The organism is Geodermatophilus sp. CPCC 206100 (assembly GCF_048569675.1).
Lineage (GTDB): Bacteria > Actinomycetota > Actinomycetes > Mycobacteriales > Geodermatophilaceae > Geodermatophilus.
In genome coordinates, this window is the sequence record NZ_JAQISV010000017.1 from 117,361 (window position 1) to 133,917 (window position 16,557).

The 16,557-nt window shown below is 75.9% G+C and carries 19 protein-coding genes; 8 read left to right on the forward strand and 11 right to left on the reverse strand.

The window, feature by feature from the left end; genetic code table 11:
• Positions 1-15 precede the first annotated feature (15 nt).
• Together PGN05_RS10405 and PGN05_RS10410 are read left to right on the forward strand one after the other, a co-directional pair.
• The gene (locus PGN05_RS10405; protein ID WP_419752463.1) at positions 16-597 is read left to right on the forward strand and encodes a nucleotidyltransferase family protein; all 582 of its coding nucleotides are present in this window, start codon (positions 16-18) and stop codon (positions 595-597) included.
• Complete coding sequence (locus tag PGN05_RS10410) at positions 594-1,004, forward strand: molybdenum cofactor biosynthesis protein MoaE (RefSeq protein ID WP_419752464.1); 411 nt, start codon at positions 594-596, stop codon at positions 1,002-1,004. Before PGN05_RS10405 ends, PGN05_RS10410 begins: the two co-directional genes overlap by 4 nt.
• 7 nt (positions 1,005-1,011) lie before the next feature.
• On the opposite strand, the gene PGN05_RS10415 is transcribed toward PGN05_RS10410, so the two are convergent.
• The 9 genes from PGN05_RS10415 to PGN05_RS10455 form a co-directional block, all read right to left on the reverse strand.
• The gene (locus tag PGN05_RS10415; protein ID WP_419752465.1) at positions 1,012-1,947 is read right to left on the reverse strand and encodes a hypothetical protein; all 936 of its coding nucleotides are present in this window, start codon (positions 1,945-1,947) and stop codon (positions 1,012-1,014) included.
• Between the two features lie 109 nt (positions 1,948-2,056).
• Positions 2,057-2,416: a hypothetical protein gene (locus PGN05_RS10420; RefSeq protein ID WP_419752466.1), complete on the reverse strand. Its 360-nt coding sequence runs from the start codon at positions 2,414-2,416 to the stop codon at positions 2,057-2,059.
• Between the two features lie 149 nt (positions 2,417-2,565).
• Positions 2,566-3,063 (reverse strand): GAF domain-containing protein, encoded by a 498-nt coding sequence (locus PGN05_RS10425; protein ID WP_419752467.1) that lies wholly within the window; start codon positions 3,061-3,063, stop codon positions 2,566-2,568.
• A gap of 61 nt (positions 3,064-3,124) precedes the next feature.
• Positions 3,125-3,319, reverse strand: a complete 195-nt coding sequence (locus PGN05_RS10430; protein ID WP_419752468.1) for a hypothetical protein — start codon at positions 3,317-3,319, stop codon at positions 3,125-3,127.
• A gap of 64 nt (positions 3,320-3,383) precedes the next feature.
• On the reverse strand, positions 3,384-4,409 hold the full coding sequence (locus tag PGN05_RS10435; protein WP_419752469.1) for a hemolysin family protein: 1,026 nt from the start codon (positions 4,407-4,409) through the stop codon (positions 3,384-3,386).
• On the reverse strand, positions 4,402-5,787 hold the full coding sequence (locus tag PGN05_RS10440; RefSeq protein ID WP_419752470.1) for a hemolysin family protein: 1,386 nt from the start codon (positions 5,785-5,787) through the stop codon (positions 4,402-4,404). Before PGN05_RS10440 ends, PGN05_RS10435 begins: the two co-directional genes overlap by 8 nt.
• A 59-nt stretch (positions 5,788-5,846) precedes the next feature.
• Complete coding sequence (locus PGN05_RS10445; protein ID WP_419752471.1) at positions 5,847-6,095, reverse strand: MoaD/ThiS family protein; 249 nt, start codon at positions 6,093-6,095, stop codon at positions 5,847-5,849.
• 4 nt (positions 6,096-6,099) lie between these two features.
• Complete coding sequence (gene moaA / locus PGN05_RS10450; protein WP_419752472.1) at positions 6,100-7,152, reverse strand: GTP 3',8-cyclase MoaA; 1,053 nt, start codon at positions 7,150-7,152, stop codon at positions 6,100-6,102.
• A gap of 98 nt (positions 7,153-7,250) precedes the next feature.
• The gene (locus tag PGN05_RS10455; protein ID WP_419752473.1) at positions 7,251-8,135 is read right to left on the reverse strand and encodes a hypothetical protein; all 885 of its coding nucleotides are present in this window, start codon (positions 8,133-8,135) and stop codon (positions 7,251-7,253) included.
• A 218-nt stretch (positions 8,136-8,353) separates the two neighbouring features.
• Here PGN05_RS10455 and PGN05_RS10460 point away from each other — a divergent pair, with 218 nt between their 5' ends.
• From PGN05_RS10460 to PGN05_RS10480, 5 genes are all read left to right on the forward strand, one after another.
• Positions 8,354-9,616, forward strand: a complete 1,263-nt coding sequence (locus tag PGN05_RS10460; protein ID WP_419752474.1) for an MFS transporter — start codon at positions 8,354-8,356, stop codon at positions 9,614-9,616.
• A gap of 61 nt (positions 9,617-9,677) precedes the next feature.
• Entirely contained in the window at positions 9,678-10,514 is an 837-nt protein-coding gene (locus tag PGN05_RS10465) for an aldo/keto reductase (protein WP_419752475.1), read from the forward strand.
• Positions 10,515-10,622: 108 nt separating this feature from the next.
• A complete protein-coding gene (locus PGN05_RS10470) occupies positions 10,623-11,213 on the forward strand; it encodes a PadR family transcriptional regulator (protein WP_419752476.1) in 591 nt (196 codons plus the stop codon).
• Positions 11,210-11,938 carry an ABC transporter ATP-binding protein gene (locus PGN05_RS10475; protein ID WP_419752477.1) on the forward strand — a complete coding sequence of 243 codons (729 nt, stop codon included), beginning with the start codon at positions 11,210-11,212 and terminating at the stop codon, positions 11,936-11,938. Before PGN05_RS10470 ends, PGN05_RS10475 begins: the two co-directional genes overlap by 4 nt.
• An 11-nt stretch (positions 11,939-11,949) precedes the next feature.
• Complete coding sequence (locus PGN05_RS10480) at positions 11,950-14,529, forward strand: FtsX-like permease family protein (RefSeq protein ID WP_419752478.1); 2,580 nt, start codon at positions 11,950-11,952, stop codon at positions 14,527-14,529.
• A 5-nt stretch (positions 14,530-14,534) separates the two neighbouring features.
• On the opposite strand, the gene PGN05_RS10485 is transcribed toward PGN05_RS10480, so the two are convergent.
• Together PGN05_RS10485 and PGN05_RS10490 are read right to left on the reverse strand one after the other, a co-directional pair.
• Entirely contained in the window at positions 14,535-14,798 is a 264-nt protein-coding gene (locus tag PGN05_RS10485; RefSeq protein WP_419752479.1) for a GntR family transcriptional regulator, read from the reverse strand.
• 39 nt (positions 14,799-14,837) lie between these two features.
• Positions 14,838-15,647 (reverse strand): DUF3097 domain-containing protein, encoded by an 810-nt coding sequence (locus PGN05_RS10490; RefSeq protein ID WP_419752480.1) that lies wholly within the window; start codon positions 15,645-15,647, stop codon positions 14,838-14,840.
• Between the two features lie 300 nt (positions 15,648-15,947).
• On the opposite strand from PGN05_RS10490, the gene PGN05_RS10495 reads away from it, so the two are divergent.
• A partial coding sequence (locus tag PGN05_RS10495) for a PRC-barrel domain-containing protein (RefSeq protein WP_419752481.1) occupies positions 15,948-16,557 on the forward strand: 610 nt, incomplete at its 3' end.

Sequence of the window (16,557 nt, forward strand, 5' to 3'; positions counted from 1 at the left end):
TGGGAGGGTGGGGGCGTGAGCACGGTCGCGGGGCTGGTCCTCGCCGCGGGGGGCGGTCGCCGCTACGGGATGCCCAAGGCGCTGGTCGAGTACGGCGGCAGCCTGCTGGTCGAGCGCGCGGTCCGGACGGCGCGGGCGGTGTGCGACCCGGTCCTGGTCGTGCTGGGCGCCCGGGCGGTCGACGTGTGGCGCACCGCCGACCTCGACGGGGCCACCGTGCTGGCCAACCGTGACTGGGAGACCGGCATGGCGTCGTCCCTGCGGACCGGGCTCGAGGGTCTGCGGGCGTGGCCCGGGCAGGTGGACGCCGCCCTCGTCCTGCTGGTCGACATGCCGGGGATGACCCCCGCCGCGCTGGAGCGCCTGGCCGGGCACGCGGCGCCGGACGCCCTGGCGATCGCCGCCTACGACGGCGTCCGCGGGCACCCGGTGCTGCTCGGCCGCGAGCACTGGGCCGGGGTGGCTGCGACCGCGACCGGTGACGAGGGCGCCCGCCGCTACCTGGCCACCCACCCGGTCGTCGAGGTCGACTGCACCGGCCTGGCCGATCCGACCGACCTCGACGTGCCGCCGGGCGGGGTACCGTCGGCGCCGTGATCGCCCGCGTCGTCGACGTCCCGCTGTCGGTCGCCGAGCACGAGGACGCGGTGGCCGACAAGGCCGCCGGCGCGGTCGTCTCCTTCTCCGGCGTCGTCCGCGACCACGACGGCGGCCGGTCGGTGACCGAACTGGAGTACGTGGGCCACCCGACGGCGCAGGCCGTCATCGAGGAGCTGGCGCGGGAGTTCGCCGCGCGGGCCGACGTGCACGCCGTCGCCGTCTCGCACCGGGTGGGCATGCTCGGCATCGGGGACGTCGCGCTGGCCTGCGCGGTCAGCGCGTCGCACCGCGGCCAGGCCTTCGCGGCCTGCGCCGAGCTCGTCGACGAGGTGAAGAAGCGGCTGCCGATCTGGAAGCGGCAGGTCTTCACCGACGGCGAGGAGGAGTGGGTCGCCTGCCCCTAGGTGGGGCTCAGTCGTCGACCAGGACGACCTCGAACGGGTTGGCCGCGGCACCCGCGGTGTCGCCGAACTGGGCGTTGACGGCCGCGAGACCGCCCTTCCAGAGGATCGCCGTCGTGGGGACGTCGAAGTCCTCGTCGGTGATCACGTCGCGGACCCGCCCCGAGGAGAGGTCGCGGTCCAGCCGGATCTCCGCGATCCGGTTCGAGCGGTTCTGCACCGCCCACAGGGTGCGCCCCTCCAGCTCGACCCCGTCGAGGTTCTCCAGCACCAGGCCCCCGATCAGCCGGCTGTCCCCGGTCCGGGGGTCGACGGTGTACAGCGACTGGTTGCCGGAGTGGGCGACGACCAGCGTCCGCCCGTCCTCGGTGGCGGTGATCCCGTTGAGGTTGAACTCGTCACCGGCGTCGGCCGCCGAACCGCGCAGCGGCAGCTCGCGGCCCTCGCCGAGGTCGCCGTGCCGGCCGAGCGGCACGTGGTACAGCACGCCGCGGCGGCTGTCGGTGAACCAGGCGCCGTCCTCGGTGACGACGACGTCGTTCACGAACGAGGCGGCCGGGCCGAACTCGTAGGTGGCGACGGTCCGTCCGGTGCGCAGGTCGTAGACGTAGGCGTCGCCGGTCGCGCCACCGGCGACGAAGAGCAGCCGGTGCCGCAGGGCGGTGTCCATGCCGACCGCCACCCGGCCCGCGGGCGCACGGATGAACAGCTCCGCGGTCCCCCGGCGGAGGTCCCCCCGGTAGATGTTGCCGTTGGTCAGGTCGCCGGCGTAGAAGGTGGCGCCGCGGCCGGCGGCCATGCCCTCGGCACCCCCGGCGCCCGGCAGCACGATGACGTCGGGCGCGTGCGCCGCGGCCGGGGCGACGGTGCTCGCGCCGAGGCCGAGGACCGCGGCCACGAGCACGGCCGCGCGCGAGCGGGTGCGGGGGAGGGTGGAGCGGGCCATCCGTGCCTCCTGGTCGGCGCGCCAGTGCGCCGGACGGGACCGTGGGTGGATCTGGCGGTCACCCTGGCACCGCCGGGCCGCTGCGGGAAGGGGCGGGACGGGACGCCGGTCAGTCCGAGTGCGGCAGCCGAGCCTCGACGATCTTCGTGGCGCCGGCGGCGCGTGCGGCCACGTCGGTGGTCCGCTCGCGGACCCGGTCGAGCATCTCGGTGTCGCTGATCGGCATGGTGGCGACCAGGCGCTCGGCCCGGTCGACCGACGGGTGGTCGAGGACGGCGTCGACGAGCCGGCCGCGGGTCCCCAGGGGCAGCTGCCCCGATTCCACGTGGAGGTCCGAGTGCACCACCCGGGGGTCGTCGGTCGGGTGGACGTCGGCGTCGGCGAGCACGTGCCCGTCGACCGTGATCCGGACGGAGGAGTCCGGGGCTCCGCCGTCCCGCGCGGTGGTGGCGTCGTCCGATCGGGTCATCGCTGGTCTCCGCAGGGCTCGGGAGGGGGCGGCCCGACGAGGGCCTCGGGAAGCGGCCCGGTGGGCGCGGCCCGGCGACGGCGCGGGGCGGTCCGCCGCCGGGGAGCCCGGCGGTCAGCCGCCGGGGACGAGCCCGGCGATCAGCCGCCTCAGCAGTCCGGACGCAGGTCGGGCGGGGTGACTCCGGCGGCCATGAGGGTGCTGAGCATCCGCGCCACCAGCTCCACCACCGGCAGGTCGCGGGCCGCGCTGCGCGGCCGGGCCCGGAAGGCCACCGCGCACAGCGTCCCGAACAGCCGGCCGTCGGCGGTCACCAGCGGCACGCCGAGGTAGGCCGCCACCCGGCCGCCCGGCCCGAGCGACCGGGCGGCGTACTCGGGAACCGCCGCGGTCACCGTCGCCGCACGGGGCGCCTCCCCGGCCACCATCAGCCGGCAGAAGCTCTCCTCCCACGGGAAGGACGCCCCGGCGGGGACCGCCGAGGCCGGGTGGGCGTGCAGCACGACCTGCCGGTCGTCGACGACGCGGGTCACCGTCCACACGTCCCAGCCCAACTGCTGGTGCAGGAACTCCAGGGCACCGCAGGCGGCACCGGTGAAGTCCTGCCAGGGCGCCACGTCCGCGATCCCCGGTTCCGGGAGGACCATCCCGACCACCTCTCCCCGTTCGGGGCGCGCCGGTCCGGCGCGCCCGGTGTGCCGGCTGCGGTCAGTGCCGGCCGGGGACCCCGTCGCCGTCCGGGCCCGCGTCGCGCTCGGCGGCCTCCTCCTCGGCCTCACCCTCGAGCCGCCGGGCCTCGCCGGCCGTCTGCGCCGCGGCGTCGCCGTGCGACTCGCCGTAGACCTCCTCCGCGCGCCCGATCAGCTCCTCGGCCTTCGCCTTGGCCCGCCCAAAGATGCTCATGTCCCCATTGTCCGGTCCGGAGCGCGCCCGTGGCGCACCGGTCGTCGCGCGGGTGGCGAGCGGGTCACCGGTGCACGGCGTCGCGGATCTCGCCGACCAGTTCCTCGAGGATGTCCTCCAGGGCGACCACGCCGAGCACGGCGCCGTCCTCGGTCACCGCGGCGAACTGGGCGCCGTCGGCCTGCATCGTCTGCAGCGTGGTGCGCAGGTCACCGGTGGCCGGCACCCGGGGGAGCGGACGGGTGATGTCGGCGACCCGGACGTCCGGCTCGCCGTCGGCCACGAGCACGTCCTTGACGTGCACGTACCCGGTGAACTCGCCGTCGCGCACGACCGGGAAGCGGGAGAACCCGGTGCGCGCGGCGGCCCGCTCGACGGCCAGCGCGCCGTCGTCGGGGTCCAGCGTGGTGAGCTCCGCGCGGGGGATGAGCACCGCGCGGGTGTCCCGGTCCTCCAGCGCGAGCGCGCCGGTGAGCAGGTCGTGCTCGCGCTTGTCGAGCAGCCCGCCGGCCCGGGACTGGTCGAGCAGCCCGGCCACCTCGTCGCGGGTGAACGAGCTGGTCACCTCGTTCTTCGGGTCGATCCCCAGCAGCCGCAGGACGCCGTTGGCGAGGGCGTTGAGGCCGACGATCACCGGCTTGAGCACCGTGACCACGCCCGACAGCGGTGGCGCGAGCGCCAGCGCGGCGCGGTCCGGCCCGGCGAGGGCGAGGTTCTTGGGGACCATCTCGCCGATCACCACGTGCAGCGCGACGACAGCGGTCAGCGCGATCACGAAGGAGATCGGGTGCACCAGCGCCTCGGGCACCGCGAGCGCCTCGAACACCGGCTCCAGCAGGTGCGCCACGGCGGGCTCGCCGATGGCCCCGAGGCCCAGCGAGCAGACGGTGATGCCCAGTTGCGCGCCGGCCATCATGAGCGACACCCGCTCCATCGCCGCCAGCGTGGTGCGCGCCCGGCGCGAGCCGGCCTCGGCCAGCGGCTCGATCGACGAGCGGCGCGCCGAGACGAGCGCGAACTCGGCGCCGACGAAGAAGGCGTTGGCCAGCAGCAGGACGACGGCGACCAGCACCCCGACCCAGTCACCCACGGTCGGCCTCCTCGGCCTCGTCGCCGGCGGTCAGCGCGCCCATGCGGGCCCGGTCCACGCGGGTGCCGTCGAGGCTCTCCACCTCGACCCAGACCCCGCCGGGGTGTCCCTCGGCCTCCGCGGCGAGCTCGGGCGGCAGCTGGCGCAGGGCGCTCACCCGGTCGCCCGGCTCCGGCATGCGGCCCAGGTGGTGCAGCACCAGGCCGCCGACCGTCTCGTAGTGCCGGTCGGTCGGGACGGCGAGGCCGGTGAGGGCGCTGACCTCGTCCGGCCGCAGCAGCCCCGACACCGACCAGGTGCCGTCGCCGCGGTCGAGCACCTCCTGCTCGACCGCCTCGTCGTGCTCGTCGGAGACCGCGCCGACCAGCTCCTCGACCAGGTCCTCGACGGTCACCACGCCGTCGGTGCCGCCGTACTCGTCGACGACGACGGCCATCTGCAGGCCGCCGCGGCGCAGGTCCACGAGCAGCTCGTCCAGCTGGCGGGAGGTGGGCACGAACAGCGGCGGGATCATCACCTGCTCGACCGGCACCCCGGCGCGGCGGTCGCGCTCGACCGCCAGGGCGTGTTTCACGTGGACCATCCCGACGACGTCGTCGGCGCCGGAGCCCGCCACCACGGGGAACCGCGAGTGCCCGGACTCGCGCGCGGCGGCGAGGACCGTGGCGACCGGGGCGTCGACCGGCACGGTGGTCATGCGGATCCGCGGGGTGGCGACGTCGCTGGCGCGCAGCTCACCGAACGCCAGCCCGCGCTCCAGGAGCGTGGCGGTCTCCGCGGGCAGGGTGCCCACGGTCCGGGACCGGCGGACCAGCGAGGTGAGCTCCTCCGGTGAGCGGGCCGACGCCAGCTCCTCCTGGGGCTCGACGCCGAACAGCCGGCGCAGGATGCCGTTGGCCCAGCCGTTGAGGAACCGGATCACCAGCGCGGTGCCCCGGGTGAAGCCGCGCTGGAACCCGGAGACGGCCTTGGCCGTGCGCAGCGGGTCGGAGATGGCGAGGTTCTTGGGCACCAGCTCGCCGAACACCATGGTCAGCACGGTCGCGAGGACCAGCGCCAGGGTGATCGACACCGAGCGGGCCGCGGCACCGGACAGGCCGGCCGACGCGAGCGGCCCCTGCAGCAGGGCCGCGATCGAGGGCTCGGCGACGAACCCGATGGCCAGGTTGGTGACCGTGATCCCGAGTTGGGCGCCGGAGAGCTGGGTGGACAGCGTCTGCATGGCGGCGAGGACGCCGGCCGCCCGGGGCCGGCCGGCCTCCGCCTCGCGCTCCACGGTGACGCGGTCGACGGTGACCAGCGCGAACTCGAAGGCGACGAAGCCGGCACAGGCGACGATCAGCAGGACGCCGACGCCGACGAGCAACCACTCGATCATCGGGCGGTGCGGGGATCAGGCGAGGGGCGATGGTGAGGCAGCGCCGTCACGTGGGTGGTTCATCCTCCGGCGAACGGGGGCAGCACGTCGACGACCGCCCCGGGTTCCAGCACCAACGTCCGGTTCCGCGTCTGCGTTCCGTCGACGAGGAACGAGCAGGCGGTGAGCACCCGCTCGAGCTTCTCGCCGTGGGACTCGACGAGCTGCCCGACCAGCTCCTCGAGGGTGCCGGCGGTGCGGGTCTCGGTGTCGACGCCGGCGGCCGCGCGGGCCCCGGCGAAGTACCGGACGGTGACCGAGGATGGCACGGCGTCAGCCGCCGATCGCGGACATCGGGCGCGTGGGCTGCAGGAAGCTGGGGTCGTCGATGCCGTGCCCGGGCAGCTTCGACAGTGTGGCGATCCGCCAGCGGTCGGCCAGCTCCTCGTCGGTGGCCCCGGCGCGCATCGCCGTCCGCAGGTCGGACTCCTCTCGGGCGAACAGGCAGTTGCGCACCTGCCCGTCGGCGGTCAGGCGGGTGCGGTCACAGGTGCCGCAGAACGAGCGGGTCACCGAGGCGATGACCCCGACGGTCGCCGGGCCGCCGTCGACCAGCCACCGCTCGGCCGGCGCGGAGCCGCGCTCCTCGGGGTCCGGGGTGAGGGTGTGCGCCGCCGACAGCCGCTCGAGGATGTCCTCGGCGGTGACCATCCGGCCCCGGGTCCAGGCGTGGTGGGCGTCCAGCGGCATCTGCTCGATGAAGCGCAGCTGGTAGCCCTGCTCCAGGCAGAAGTCCAGCAGCGGAACGGCGTCGACGTCGTTCATCCCGTGCAGGAGGACGGCGTTGACCTTGACCGGCGTCAGGCCGGCGTCCCGGGCGGCGGCCAGGCCGGCCAGCACGTCGTCGAGCCGGTCGCGCATGGTGAGCTGCTTGAAGCGCCCGCGGTCGAGGGTGTCGAGGCTGACGTTGATCCGGTCGAGCCCGGCCGCGGCCAGGGCCGGGGCCACCCGCACCAGCCCGATCGCGTTCGTGGTCAGGCTGACCTCGGGCCGGGGTGCGAGGGACGTGGCGGCCTGCACGATGCCGACCAGGCCCGGCCGCAGGAGCGGCTCGCCGCCGGTGAAGCGGACCTCGCGGATGCCGAGCTGCTCCACGCCGATGCGGACCAGCCGCACGAGCTCGTCGTCGGTCAGCACCTCGACCTTGGGCAGCCAGTCCAGGCCCTCGGGCGGCATGCAGTACGTGCAGCGCAGGTTGCAGCGGTCGGTCAGTGACACCCGCAGGTCGGTGGCGGTCCGGCCGTGCCGGTCCACCAGTCCGCCCGTCCCGGGGGCCGGGTCCGGACGGCGCAGCACCGGGTCGGGCAGCGGGCTCGTCGAGGTCACGCCCCGAATGTAGTGGCGCGTCCCGACACCGCGCCGTCCTCCGGACGCGCGACAGGGGCGACCGGGGTCCCGGCCGCCCCCGTCGGGGAGGTGTGCGGTCAGCCGATCGGCGTCGGGTCGACCGGCTCCGGCGGCACCGGCACCGAGCCCCGGAGCCGGTTGCGGGCCTGGCAGTCGCTGGTGCAGTCGGTGGCACCGGCCGACAGCTCGATCGCGTCCTCGCCGAGCACGCCGCCCATCCGGCCGCCCGAGGCCACCGACCAGCGGGTCGTCGTCCCGTCCTGGTACAGCTTGGTCGCCACCTGGGGGCTGTCCTTGCCCAGCAGCATCTGGTGCGTCGCGTCGCCGGCGAGGCCGTCGCCGAAGTTGACCTTCCCGGTGAACTCGTTGACGAAGTAGAACAGCGTCGGGCCGAGGGTGTGCACGTACTCGACGGGGCCGCCGAACTCCTGCTCCATCTGGAAGATGCCGCCCTGCGGGGCGTCCTTCGCCTGGACCTTGAGCTTCCCGCCGCCCGCGGCGAACTCGGCGACGAGGACGCCGTCGCGCAGCCGCAGCTCGGTGATCCGGACGCCGCGCCGCTGCGCGGCGGTCAGCTGCGGCACCTTCGAGGCGAAGACGACCGTCGGCGCGGTCACCATGCGCTGCGGGTCGGGGGCGCCGGTGAGCGTGTAGTCGTGGACGCCGAGGGTCGCGGGGTCGATGACGAAGGTGACGTGCCGGCCGCGGACGGCGATCGGGCCGGTGGGCGTGACGTCGCGCAGGCGGGCCTCGCGCCCGGCGGCCGGGTCGGTGGTCCGGCCGTTGACGGTGACGGCGAAGTCGCCGGCGCCGACCGAGCCGCCACCGGCCCCGCCCCCGCCGTCGTCGGAGGAGGCGGCGTCGTCGCTGCCGCCCTTCGCGGCGGCGACACCGGGGGTGAGCAGGACGGCGAGCGCCAGCAGCAGCGCGAGTAGGAGGCGCGGGCGGGAGGACGGGGGCACGGGACTCCTCGAGATCGGTGGCCGCAGCGTGTGCGCGGTCGCTCACACAGAGTGCATGAACGTTCATGCACCAGCGGGGCGACACGCGGCCGACGACGCGGCGGTTCCCGCGAAAACCGACGGCAGGGCGTCGGCGGTGGTTGCTACCGTTCCGGGGCCACCCGAGAGCCCGGCGGGGATCCCCGCACTCGCCTGTGGCCAGGAAGCGCGAGAGTCCCGTGTCCCCCCGCAGCGTCTTCGGTCCCTACGCCCGCCTGTTCGCCGTGCCCGGCTCCGTGGCGTTCTCCTTCGCCGGCTGGGTCGCCCGCCTGCCCATCCCGATGCTCGGCCTCGGCGCCGTGCTGCTCGTCGCCGGCGAGACCGGCAGCTACGGGCTGGCCGGCGCGGTCTCCGGGACGCTGGCGCTGAGCTTCTCCGTCGCCAGCCCACAGTGGGCGCGCGCCATGGACCGCCGCGGCCAGGGCGCCGTCCTGCGCGTGGCCATGACCGTCTACCTGGTCTCCGGGGTCGCGTTCGTCGCGGCGGTGACCGCGGGGGCGCCGCGCTGGTCGTGGTTCGTCCTCGCCGCGCTGTGCGGAGCCAGCGGGCCCAACATCGGCTCGCTCGTCCGGGCCCGCTGGGTGGCCGCCCTGGACGACGCCGGCCGCCGGCAGACCGCCTTCGCGCTGGAGGCCGTCGTCGACGAGGTGGTGTTCGTGGTCGGGCCGCCGCTGGTGACCCTGCTCGCCACGCTGGTCGCCCCGCCGGTCGGGTTCCTGACCGGCATCGTGCTCGGATCGGCCGGCGGCTTCTGGCTGGCCGGCCAGCGCGCCACCGAGCCGACCCTCCACGTGCCCGACCCCGGCACCCCCTCCCGCCGGTGGGCGGCCCTGAACGCGACGGTGCTCGTTGTCTCGGCGGCGTACGTGGCCGTCGGGGTCGTCTTCGGAGCGGTGGACGTCGTCGTCGTGGGGTTCGCCGACGCCGAGGGCGTGACCGCGCTGGCCGGGCTGGTCCTGGCCGTGTTCGCGGGCGGCAGCCTCGTCGCGGGCCTGGTCTACGGCGTCGCCCGGCTGCCCGGCACGCTGGTCAGCCGGTTCCTCGCCACCGCGGTCGCCTTCGGGCTCGCCGTCCAGCTGCTGTGGGGCGTCGGGTCGCTGCCGGTCCTGGTCGGCGTGGGGTTCCTCGCCGGGCTCACCATCGCCCCGGTGCTGGTGTCGGGCACCTCCCTGGTCGAGTCCCGGGTGTCGCGCGCGGCACTGACCGAGGCGCTGTCGTGGACGACGACCGGGCTCACGCTCGGCGTCACCGCGGGCTCGGCGCTGGCCGGGGCGGCCGTCGACGCGTGGGGGGCGGAGACCGCCTTCGCCGTCCCGGCCCTCGCGGCGGCCGGAGCGGTCCTGCTCGCGCTCGCCGGGGCGCCGCTGCTGCGCCGGGGGCCGCGGGTGCCGGCCGGGACGGGGCAGCCGGTCGCTCGGGTTGACGACGGCGTCAAGGGGTAGCGCCCCGGAGGGCGGCCCCGTCGTGAGCGCCGCCCTCCCCGATCCGAGAGGAACATCGCCTGTGGCCACCGTGCCCACCATCCGACTCAACAACGGCGTCGAGATCCCCCAGCTGGGGTTCGGCGTCTTCCAGATCCCGCCGGACCAGACCGCCGAGGCCACGCGCACGGCGCTGGAGGTCGGCTACCGGCACATCGACACCGCGCAGATGTACGGCAACGAGAAGGGGGTCGGCGCGGGGATCCGCGACTCCGGGATCCCGCGGGAGGAGGTGTTCGTCACCAGCAAGCTCAACAACAACCGGCAGAGCCGCGACGACGTCCTCCGCTCGTTCGACGAGACCCTGGCCCAGCTCGGCTTCGACCAGCTCGACCTGTTCCTCGTCCACTGGCCCCTGGCCAGCGTGAGCGACTACGTGGCGCGGTGGAAGGCGATGGAGGAGATCTACGCCAGCGGCCGCGTGCGGGCGATCGGCGTCTCCAACTTCCAGCCGCACCACCTGCGGAACCTGTTCGCCGGCACCGAGGTCCGCCCCGCGGTCAACCAGATCGAGGCGCACCCCTACCTCGGCAACGACGAGGCTCGCACCTTCAACGCGCAGCACGAGATCGCCACCGAGGCGTGGGCGCCGATCGCCAAGGGGAGGGTCACCGGCGACCCGGTCATCACCCAGATCGCCGAGCGCGTCGGCAAGACCCCGGCCCAGGTGACCCTCCGCTGGCACGTCCAGCGCGGCGACGTCGTCTTCCCGAAGTCGGTGACCCGCAGCCGCGTCGAGGAGAACTTCGACCTCTTCGACTTCGAGCTGGACGAGGCGGCGATGGCCGCCATCACCGGGCTCGACCGCGGCGAGCGCACCGGGCCCGACCCGGACACCTTCGCCTACATCCCCGACTGATCCGCTCGGTGGGGTGCCAGGGTGCGGGAACCGCGTCCCTGGCACCCCGCTCGGCGCGTCGCGGCGTCGACCGCACCAGTGGGCATACGCCGTATGCATACTGCGTACATGTCCATCCGACACAGCCTCCTCGCGCTGCTCGAACGCGGCCCGCGGCACGGCTACCAGCTGCGCGGTGAGTTCGACGCCGCGACCGGGGCGACCTGGCCCCTGAACGTGGGCCAGGTCTACTCGACCCTCGACCGCCTCGAGCGCGACGGCCTCGTCGTCCAGGAGGGCGAGCCCGACGCCGACGGGCGGATCGCCTACCGCATCACCGACGACGGCCGCAGCGAGCTGCGGGAGTGGTTCGGCTCGCCCGTCGGCGGCAAGGGCGCCCCCCGGGACGAGCTGGCGATCAAGCTGGCGCTGGCGGTGACCACGCCGGGGGTCGACGTCCCCCGTGTCGTCCAGACCCAGCGCACCGCCACCATGTCGGCGCTGCAGCAGCTGACCCGGCTCAAGGTGCGTGCCGGGGACGACGCCGGGGACCTCGCGTGGTCCCTGGTGCTCGACTCGCTGGTCTTCCGCGCCGAGGCGGAGATCCGCTGGCTGGACCACTGTGACGCGCGGGTCGCCCGTGCGGCGCTGGCCCGGACCGCGGTCGCGGCGCCGGCCGCGCCGGCCGCCGCACCGGCTCCCGAGCGGGGCCGGCGGTGAGCGCCCCGGTGCTGGTCCTGACCGGCGTCGGCCGCGAGCACCGCCAGGGGGAGACCGTCGTGCAGGCGCTGCGCGGGGTGGACCTGTCGGTGAGCGCCGGCGAACTGGTCGCGGTCATGGGCCCCTCGGGCTCCGGCAAGTCCACGCTCCTGCAGATCGCCGGCGGCCTGGACGCCCCGACCACCGGCCGGGTCGTCGTCGAGGGGCGCGACCTGGCGGAGCTGTCGGCCGCGCAGGTCGCCGCCGTCCGGCGGCGCAGCGTCGGCTACGTGTTCCAGGACCTCAACCTCCTGCCGTCGCTGTCCGCCGTGGAGAACGTGGCGCTGCCGCTGGAGCTCGACGGCGTCCGCGGTGGGCTGGCGCGCCGCGCGGCGCGGGTGGCCCTCGACGAGGTCGGGATGGGCGCGTTCGCCGGCCGCTTCCCGGACGAGATGTCCGGCGGCCAGCAGCAGCGGGTCGCCATCGCCCGGGCGCTGGTCGGGCCGCGCCGGCTGCTGCTGGCCGACGAGCCCACCGGCGCGCTGGACTCCACCACCGGGGAGGAGGTCCTGCGGGTGCTGCGGGCCCGCTGCGAGGCGGGGGCGGCCGGGGTGCTCGTCACCCACGAGGCGCGCTACGCGGCCTGGGCCGACCGGGTGGTGTTCCTCCGCGACGGGGTCGTGGTGGACCAGAGCGGGCCGGTGGCCGGGGCAGAGTCCCTGCTGCCCGCGGGCGGTGCGGTGTGACGAGGTGGCTGGTGCGCTGGCGGCTCGCACTGCGCATCGCCGCCCGGGATGCCCGGCGGCACCGCGGCCGGACCCTGCTGATCGTCCTCATGGTCGGCCTGCCGGTGCTCGCCGTCACGGCCGCGGACACGCTCTACCGGACCACCGACACCACCCCGGTCGAGGCGCTCCCGGACACGCTCGGGGCCAGCGACGCCGTGCTGCGCGGCGAGGCCCGGGCCCGGGTGTGGGCCGATCCGGCCACGGGGGCGGTCTGGCAGGCCGACGCGCCGGCGGCCGAGCCGCCGTGGACCCGCGCCGACGTGGCCGCTGCGCTCCCCGCCGGTTCCCGGGTGGTCGAGCGGGTGGCCGGGGGGACCTCCTACCGGACCGAGACCGGGCACACCCGGGTCTCGGCGCTGGCCGGGGACCTGGCCGACCCGCTGCTCCCCGGCGGCGTGCAGCTGCAGGAGGGCCGGCTGCCGGCGGCGTCCGGCGAGGTGGCGGTGAGCCGGCAGCTGGCCCGGCGCGGCATCGCCGTCGGCGACGAGCTCCTGCTCACCGCGGACGACGTCCCCGCGCAGGTGGTCGGCGTGGTCACGGGCCCGGCCGTGGCGTCCCGGCTGGTCCTGCCGCTGGCGGACGCCGCGCTGCTCACCGGGTCCTCGACGGAGTTCTTCGCCCGCGTCCCCGGCGGCCTCCCCTGGCCGGCGGTCCAGGCGCTGAACGCGCAGGGCCTCGTCGCTGTCTCCCGCGAGGTGGTCCTGGACCCGCCCCCGGAGGACGCGTGGCTGCCGCCGGGCGCCTCCGTCGGCTCCGGGCGGGACACCCTCGTCCTCGCGCTCATCGTCGTCGCCGTCGTGCTCGAGGTGGCGCTGCTGGCCGGGCCGGCCTTCGCCGTCGGCGTCCGGCGGCAGCGCCGCGACCTGGCGCTGGTCGCGGTGACCGGGGGGGCGCCCGGCGACCTGCGCCGCGTCGTCCTGGCCTCGGGGCTCGTGGTCGGCGGGAGCGCCGCGGTGCTCGGGGCCGCGCTGGGCATCGGTCTCGCGGCCGCGGCGGTGCCGGTCCTCGGCGGCTGGGACGGCCGGCCCTTCGGGCCCTTCGACGTGGCCGTCGCCGACGTGCTCGCCGTCGCGGCGGTGGGCGTCCTCGCCGCCCTCGGCGCGGTCGCCGTCCCGGCCGCCCGGGCCGCCCGGCTCCCCGTCGTCGCCTCGCTCGCCGGCCGCCGCGGTCCGGTGCGCACGGCCTGGCGGCTGCCCCTCGGCGGCCTGCTGGTCGTCGTGGCCGGCCTGGTCGTGGTGGCGCTCGGCGCCGAGGGGGCCGAGCCCGCCGTCGCCGGCGGCGCCGTGCTCCTCGTCCTGGGTGCGGTGGCCGCGACGCCCTGGCTGCTCGGGCTCCTGGCGCCCGCCGGACGGGTGCTGCCCGCGCCGGGGCGGCTGGCGCTGCGCGACGCCGTCCGCAACCGCAGCCGGACGGCCCCGGCGGTGGCCGCGGTCATGGCCACCGTCGCGGGGGTCACCGCGCTGGCCATCGGCAGTGCGAGCGACAGCGCGCAGATGGCGCGCGACTACCTGCCGCTGCTGCCGCTGGGCACCGCCCAGGTCTCCGGCGACCTCGACCCGGAGGGGTGGGCGGCGACGGAGGCAGCGGTCCGTTCGGCGGCCCCCGGGAGCCCGGTGCACGCCCTCGCCGCGGTGCCGCTGGGGGAGTCCCGCGAGGTCGCCGCGGTGCAGCCGGGGTGCACCGGCGCGCTGACCGAGTGCCGGTGGCTGCCGTCCGAGGGGCCCGCGTCGTACTCCCGGGACCTCGTCGTGGCCGACGCGGCGACCCTGCGCGCGGCGTTCCCCGGCCGGCTCGACGAGGCGGTCGGGCGGGCGCTGGACCGCGGGCGGGTCGTGGTGTTCGGCACCGGCGCGCTGGCCGGGGGAGAGGTGACCCTCGCCGGTGTGCGGTACGACGAGGGCGCCGCGACGCCGGCCGGCGAGGTGCGCCTGCCGGCCGTGCAGGCGCCCGCCGCCGCCACCGGGCAGGTCGCCCTCCCCGCGCTGGTCGTCGTGCCGCCGTCGCTCGCCGACCGGCTGCCGCTGCCGGTGTCGCCGGTGGGCCTGGTCGTCGGGACGCCTGCGGACCCGGTGACGCCGGCGGTGGAGCAGCGGCTCACCGGCAGCCTGGCGGCGGTCTCCCCCGCCACGTCGCTGTACGTGGAGCGCGGGTGGAGCGACCGGCTCGAGCTGGCCCGGCTGCTGCTCGTGGCGGTGGCCGCCGTGCTGGTGCTCATCGCGACCGTCACCGCCACCGGCCTGGCCCTCACCGACGCACGGCCGGACTTCGCCACCCTCGCCGCGTTGGGAGCGGCGCCGCGGACCCGGCGGACGGTGGCGATGAGCTCGGCCGCGGTGGTGGCCGGCGTGGGGGCCGGGCTGGGCGTGCTCGTCGGGCTCGTGCCGGGCATCGCGGTGGCCCGGCCGCTGACGCGGACCCCCGGCCCACCGCTGGTCGACGTCCCGTGGCTGGTCCTGGCCGCCGTGGCGGTGGGCGTTCCACTGCTGGCCGTGCTCCTGACCGGGCTGTTCGTGCGGTCCCGGCTGCCGATGGTCCCCCGGCTGCCCTGACCCGGTCAGCCGCCCCGGCGCACCCAGGCCGCGCGGACGAGGGCGAGGACCGTGTCCCCGTCCAGCCCCGCCGCGCGGGCCTCGGTGGCGAGCCGGTCGGCGGTCGCCCGCACCCGGTCCTCGGCCGGCGGCGCGGGGTCGCGGCCGGTGACCACCGTGCCGGTGCGCCGGCGGCTGGTGACCAGGCCGGCGGCCTCGAGCTCGGCGTAGGCGCGGGCGACCGTCCCGGGCGCCACCCCGAGGTCGGCGGCACTCGATGACCAAGTCATCGGGACAACGGCACCGACGGCCGGCCGGGGCAAGGGGCGTCAGTCGGTCGTGACGAAGTCGATGAGCTCCTCCACGCGGCCGATGAGCGCCGGCTCCAGGTCGGTCCAGGTGCGCACGCGGGCGAGGATGCGCTGCGCCCAGACGTAGCCGGTGTCGTCCTCCCAGCCCAGCCGGCGGCAGACGCCGTCCTTCCACGACTCGCCCCTCGGCACCGTCGGCCAGGCGCGGATGCCCACCACCTGGGGCTTCACCGCCTGCCAGATGTCGATGAAGGGGTGGCCGACGACGAGCGCGTGCGCACCGGTCACCTGCGCCGCGATCCGCGACTCCTTGGAGCCTGAGACCAGGTGGTCGACCAGCACGCCCAGGCGCCGTCCCGACGCGGGGCGGAAGTCCCGGACGATCGCCGGCAGGTCGTCGACGCCGTGCAGGGGCTCGACGACGACGCCCTCGATCCGCAGGTCGTGGCCCCACACCTTCTCGACCAGCTCGGCGTCGTGCTTGCCCTCGACGTAGATGCGCCCCTCGCGGGCCACGCGCGCCCGGGCGCCGGCCACGAACGTCGAGCCCGACGCGCTCCGGGCCGGAGCGGCCGGCGCCTGCGGTTTCGGGCGCACGAGCACGACCGGCCGGCCGTCGACCCAGAAGCCGGGGCCCAGCGGATAGGCGCGCGTCTTGCCGAACCGGTTCTCGAGGTGGACGACGTCCTTCTCGCAGCGCACCACGGCGCCCACGAAGCCCGAGCTCGGGTCCTCGACGACGAGGTCGCGCTCGGCCTCGATCTGCGGGGGCGGCTTCTTGACGGTGCGCGGGTGGACGAGGTCGTCGTACGGCGAGCGGGGAGGCACGCCCTCCAGGATGGGCAGACCGGGCCCTCCGACCGGGCGCGACGCGCCGAGAACACGCCCGGTGCGACACGCCCGACGCCGAGCCCGTCACTGGTTGTCACGGCCTGGGGGGACCCCGGGCCGGCGTGCGCCGGACCGGCACTTGTGCCGGGCTGAGCTGCGGTTTCGCGTCGCGAGGTGGTGCGGATCGCCGACGCAGAGTACCCGTCTCCGCACCGTCGGGCGTGTCGCCCCTGGGGTTTCCGTTTCGGCAGCCGGGGGCCGGTCACCACCCCAGAGACCGTTCCACCCCGTGCTCAGATGGGAGCGACAGCGACGATGATCGGCACCGACACCATCAGCCGTGTGATCGGCAAGGACGTCTACGACCAGAGCGGCGAGAAGATCGGCTCGGCCTCCGAGGTGTACCTGGACGACGAGACCGGCCAGCCGGAGTGGGTCACCGTCCGCACCGGTCTGTTCGGCACCAAGGAGTCCTTCGTCCCCATCCGGAACGCCGACCTCACCGACGACGGCCTGCGGGTCCCGGTGAGCAAGAGCGCCGTCAAGGACGCCCCGAAGATCGACACCGACGGGCACCTCTCCCCCCAGGAGGAGCAGGAGCTCTACCGGTACTACGACGTCCACCTCGGCACGGGCACCGGCCGCAGCGACACCACCGTGGGCCGCACCGACCAGACCCGCACCGAGTCCACGACGGGCATGGCCACCACCGGCATGACGACGGGCGACCGCGACCTGACCGACCGGGACCGCGACGTCACCGGCACCGCCGGTGTCGACACCCGTCCGGCCGTGGGCCGTGACACCTCCGGCCCCACCACGGACAACGCGATGACCCGCTCGGAGGAGCGGCTCAACGTGGGCACCCGCACCGAGGAGGTCGGCCGGGCCCGCCTGCGCAAGTACG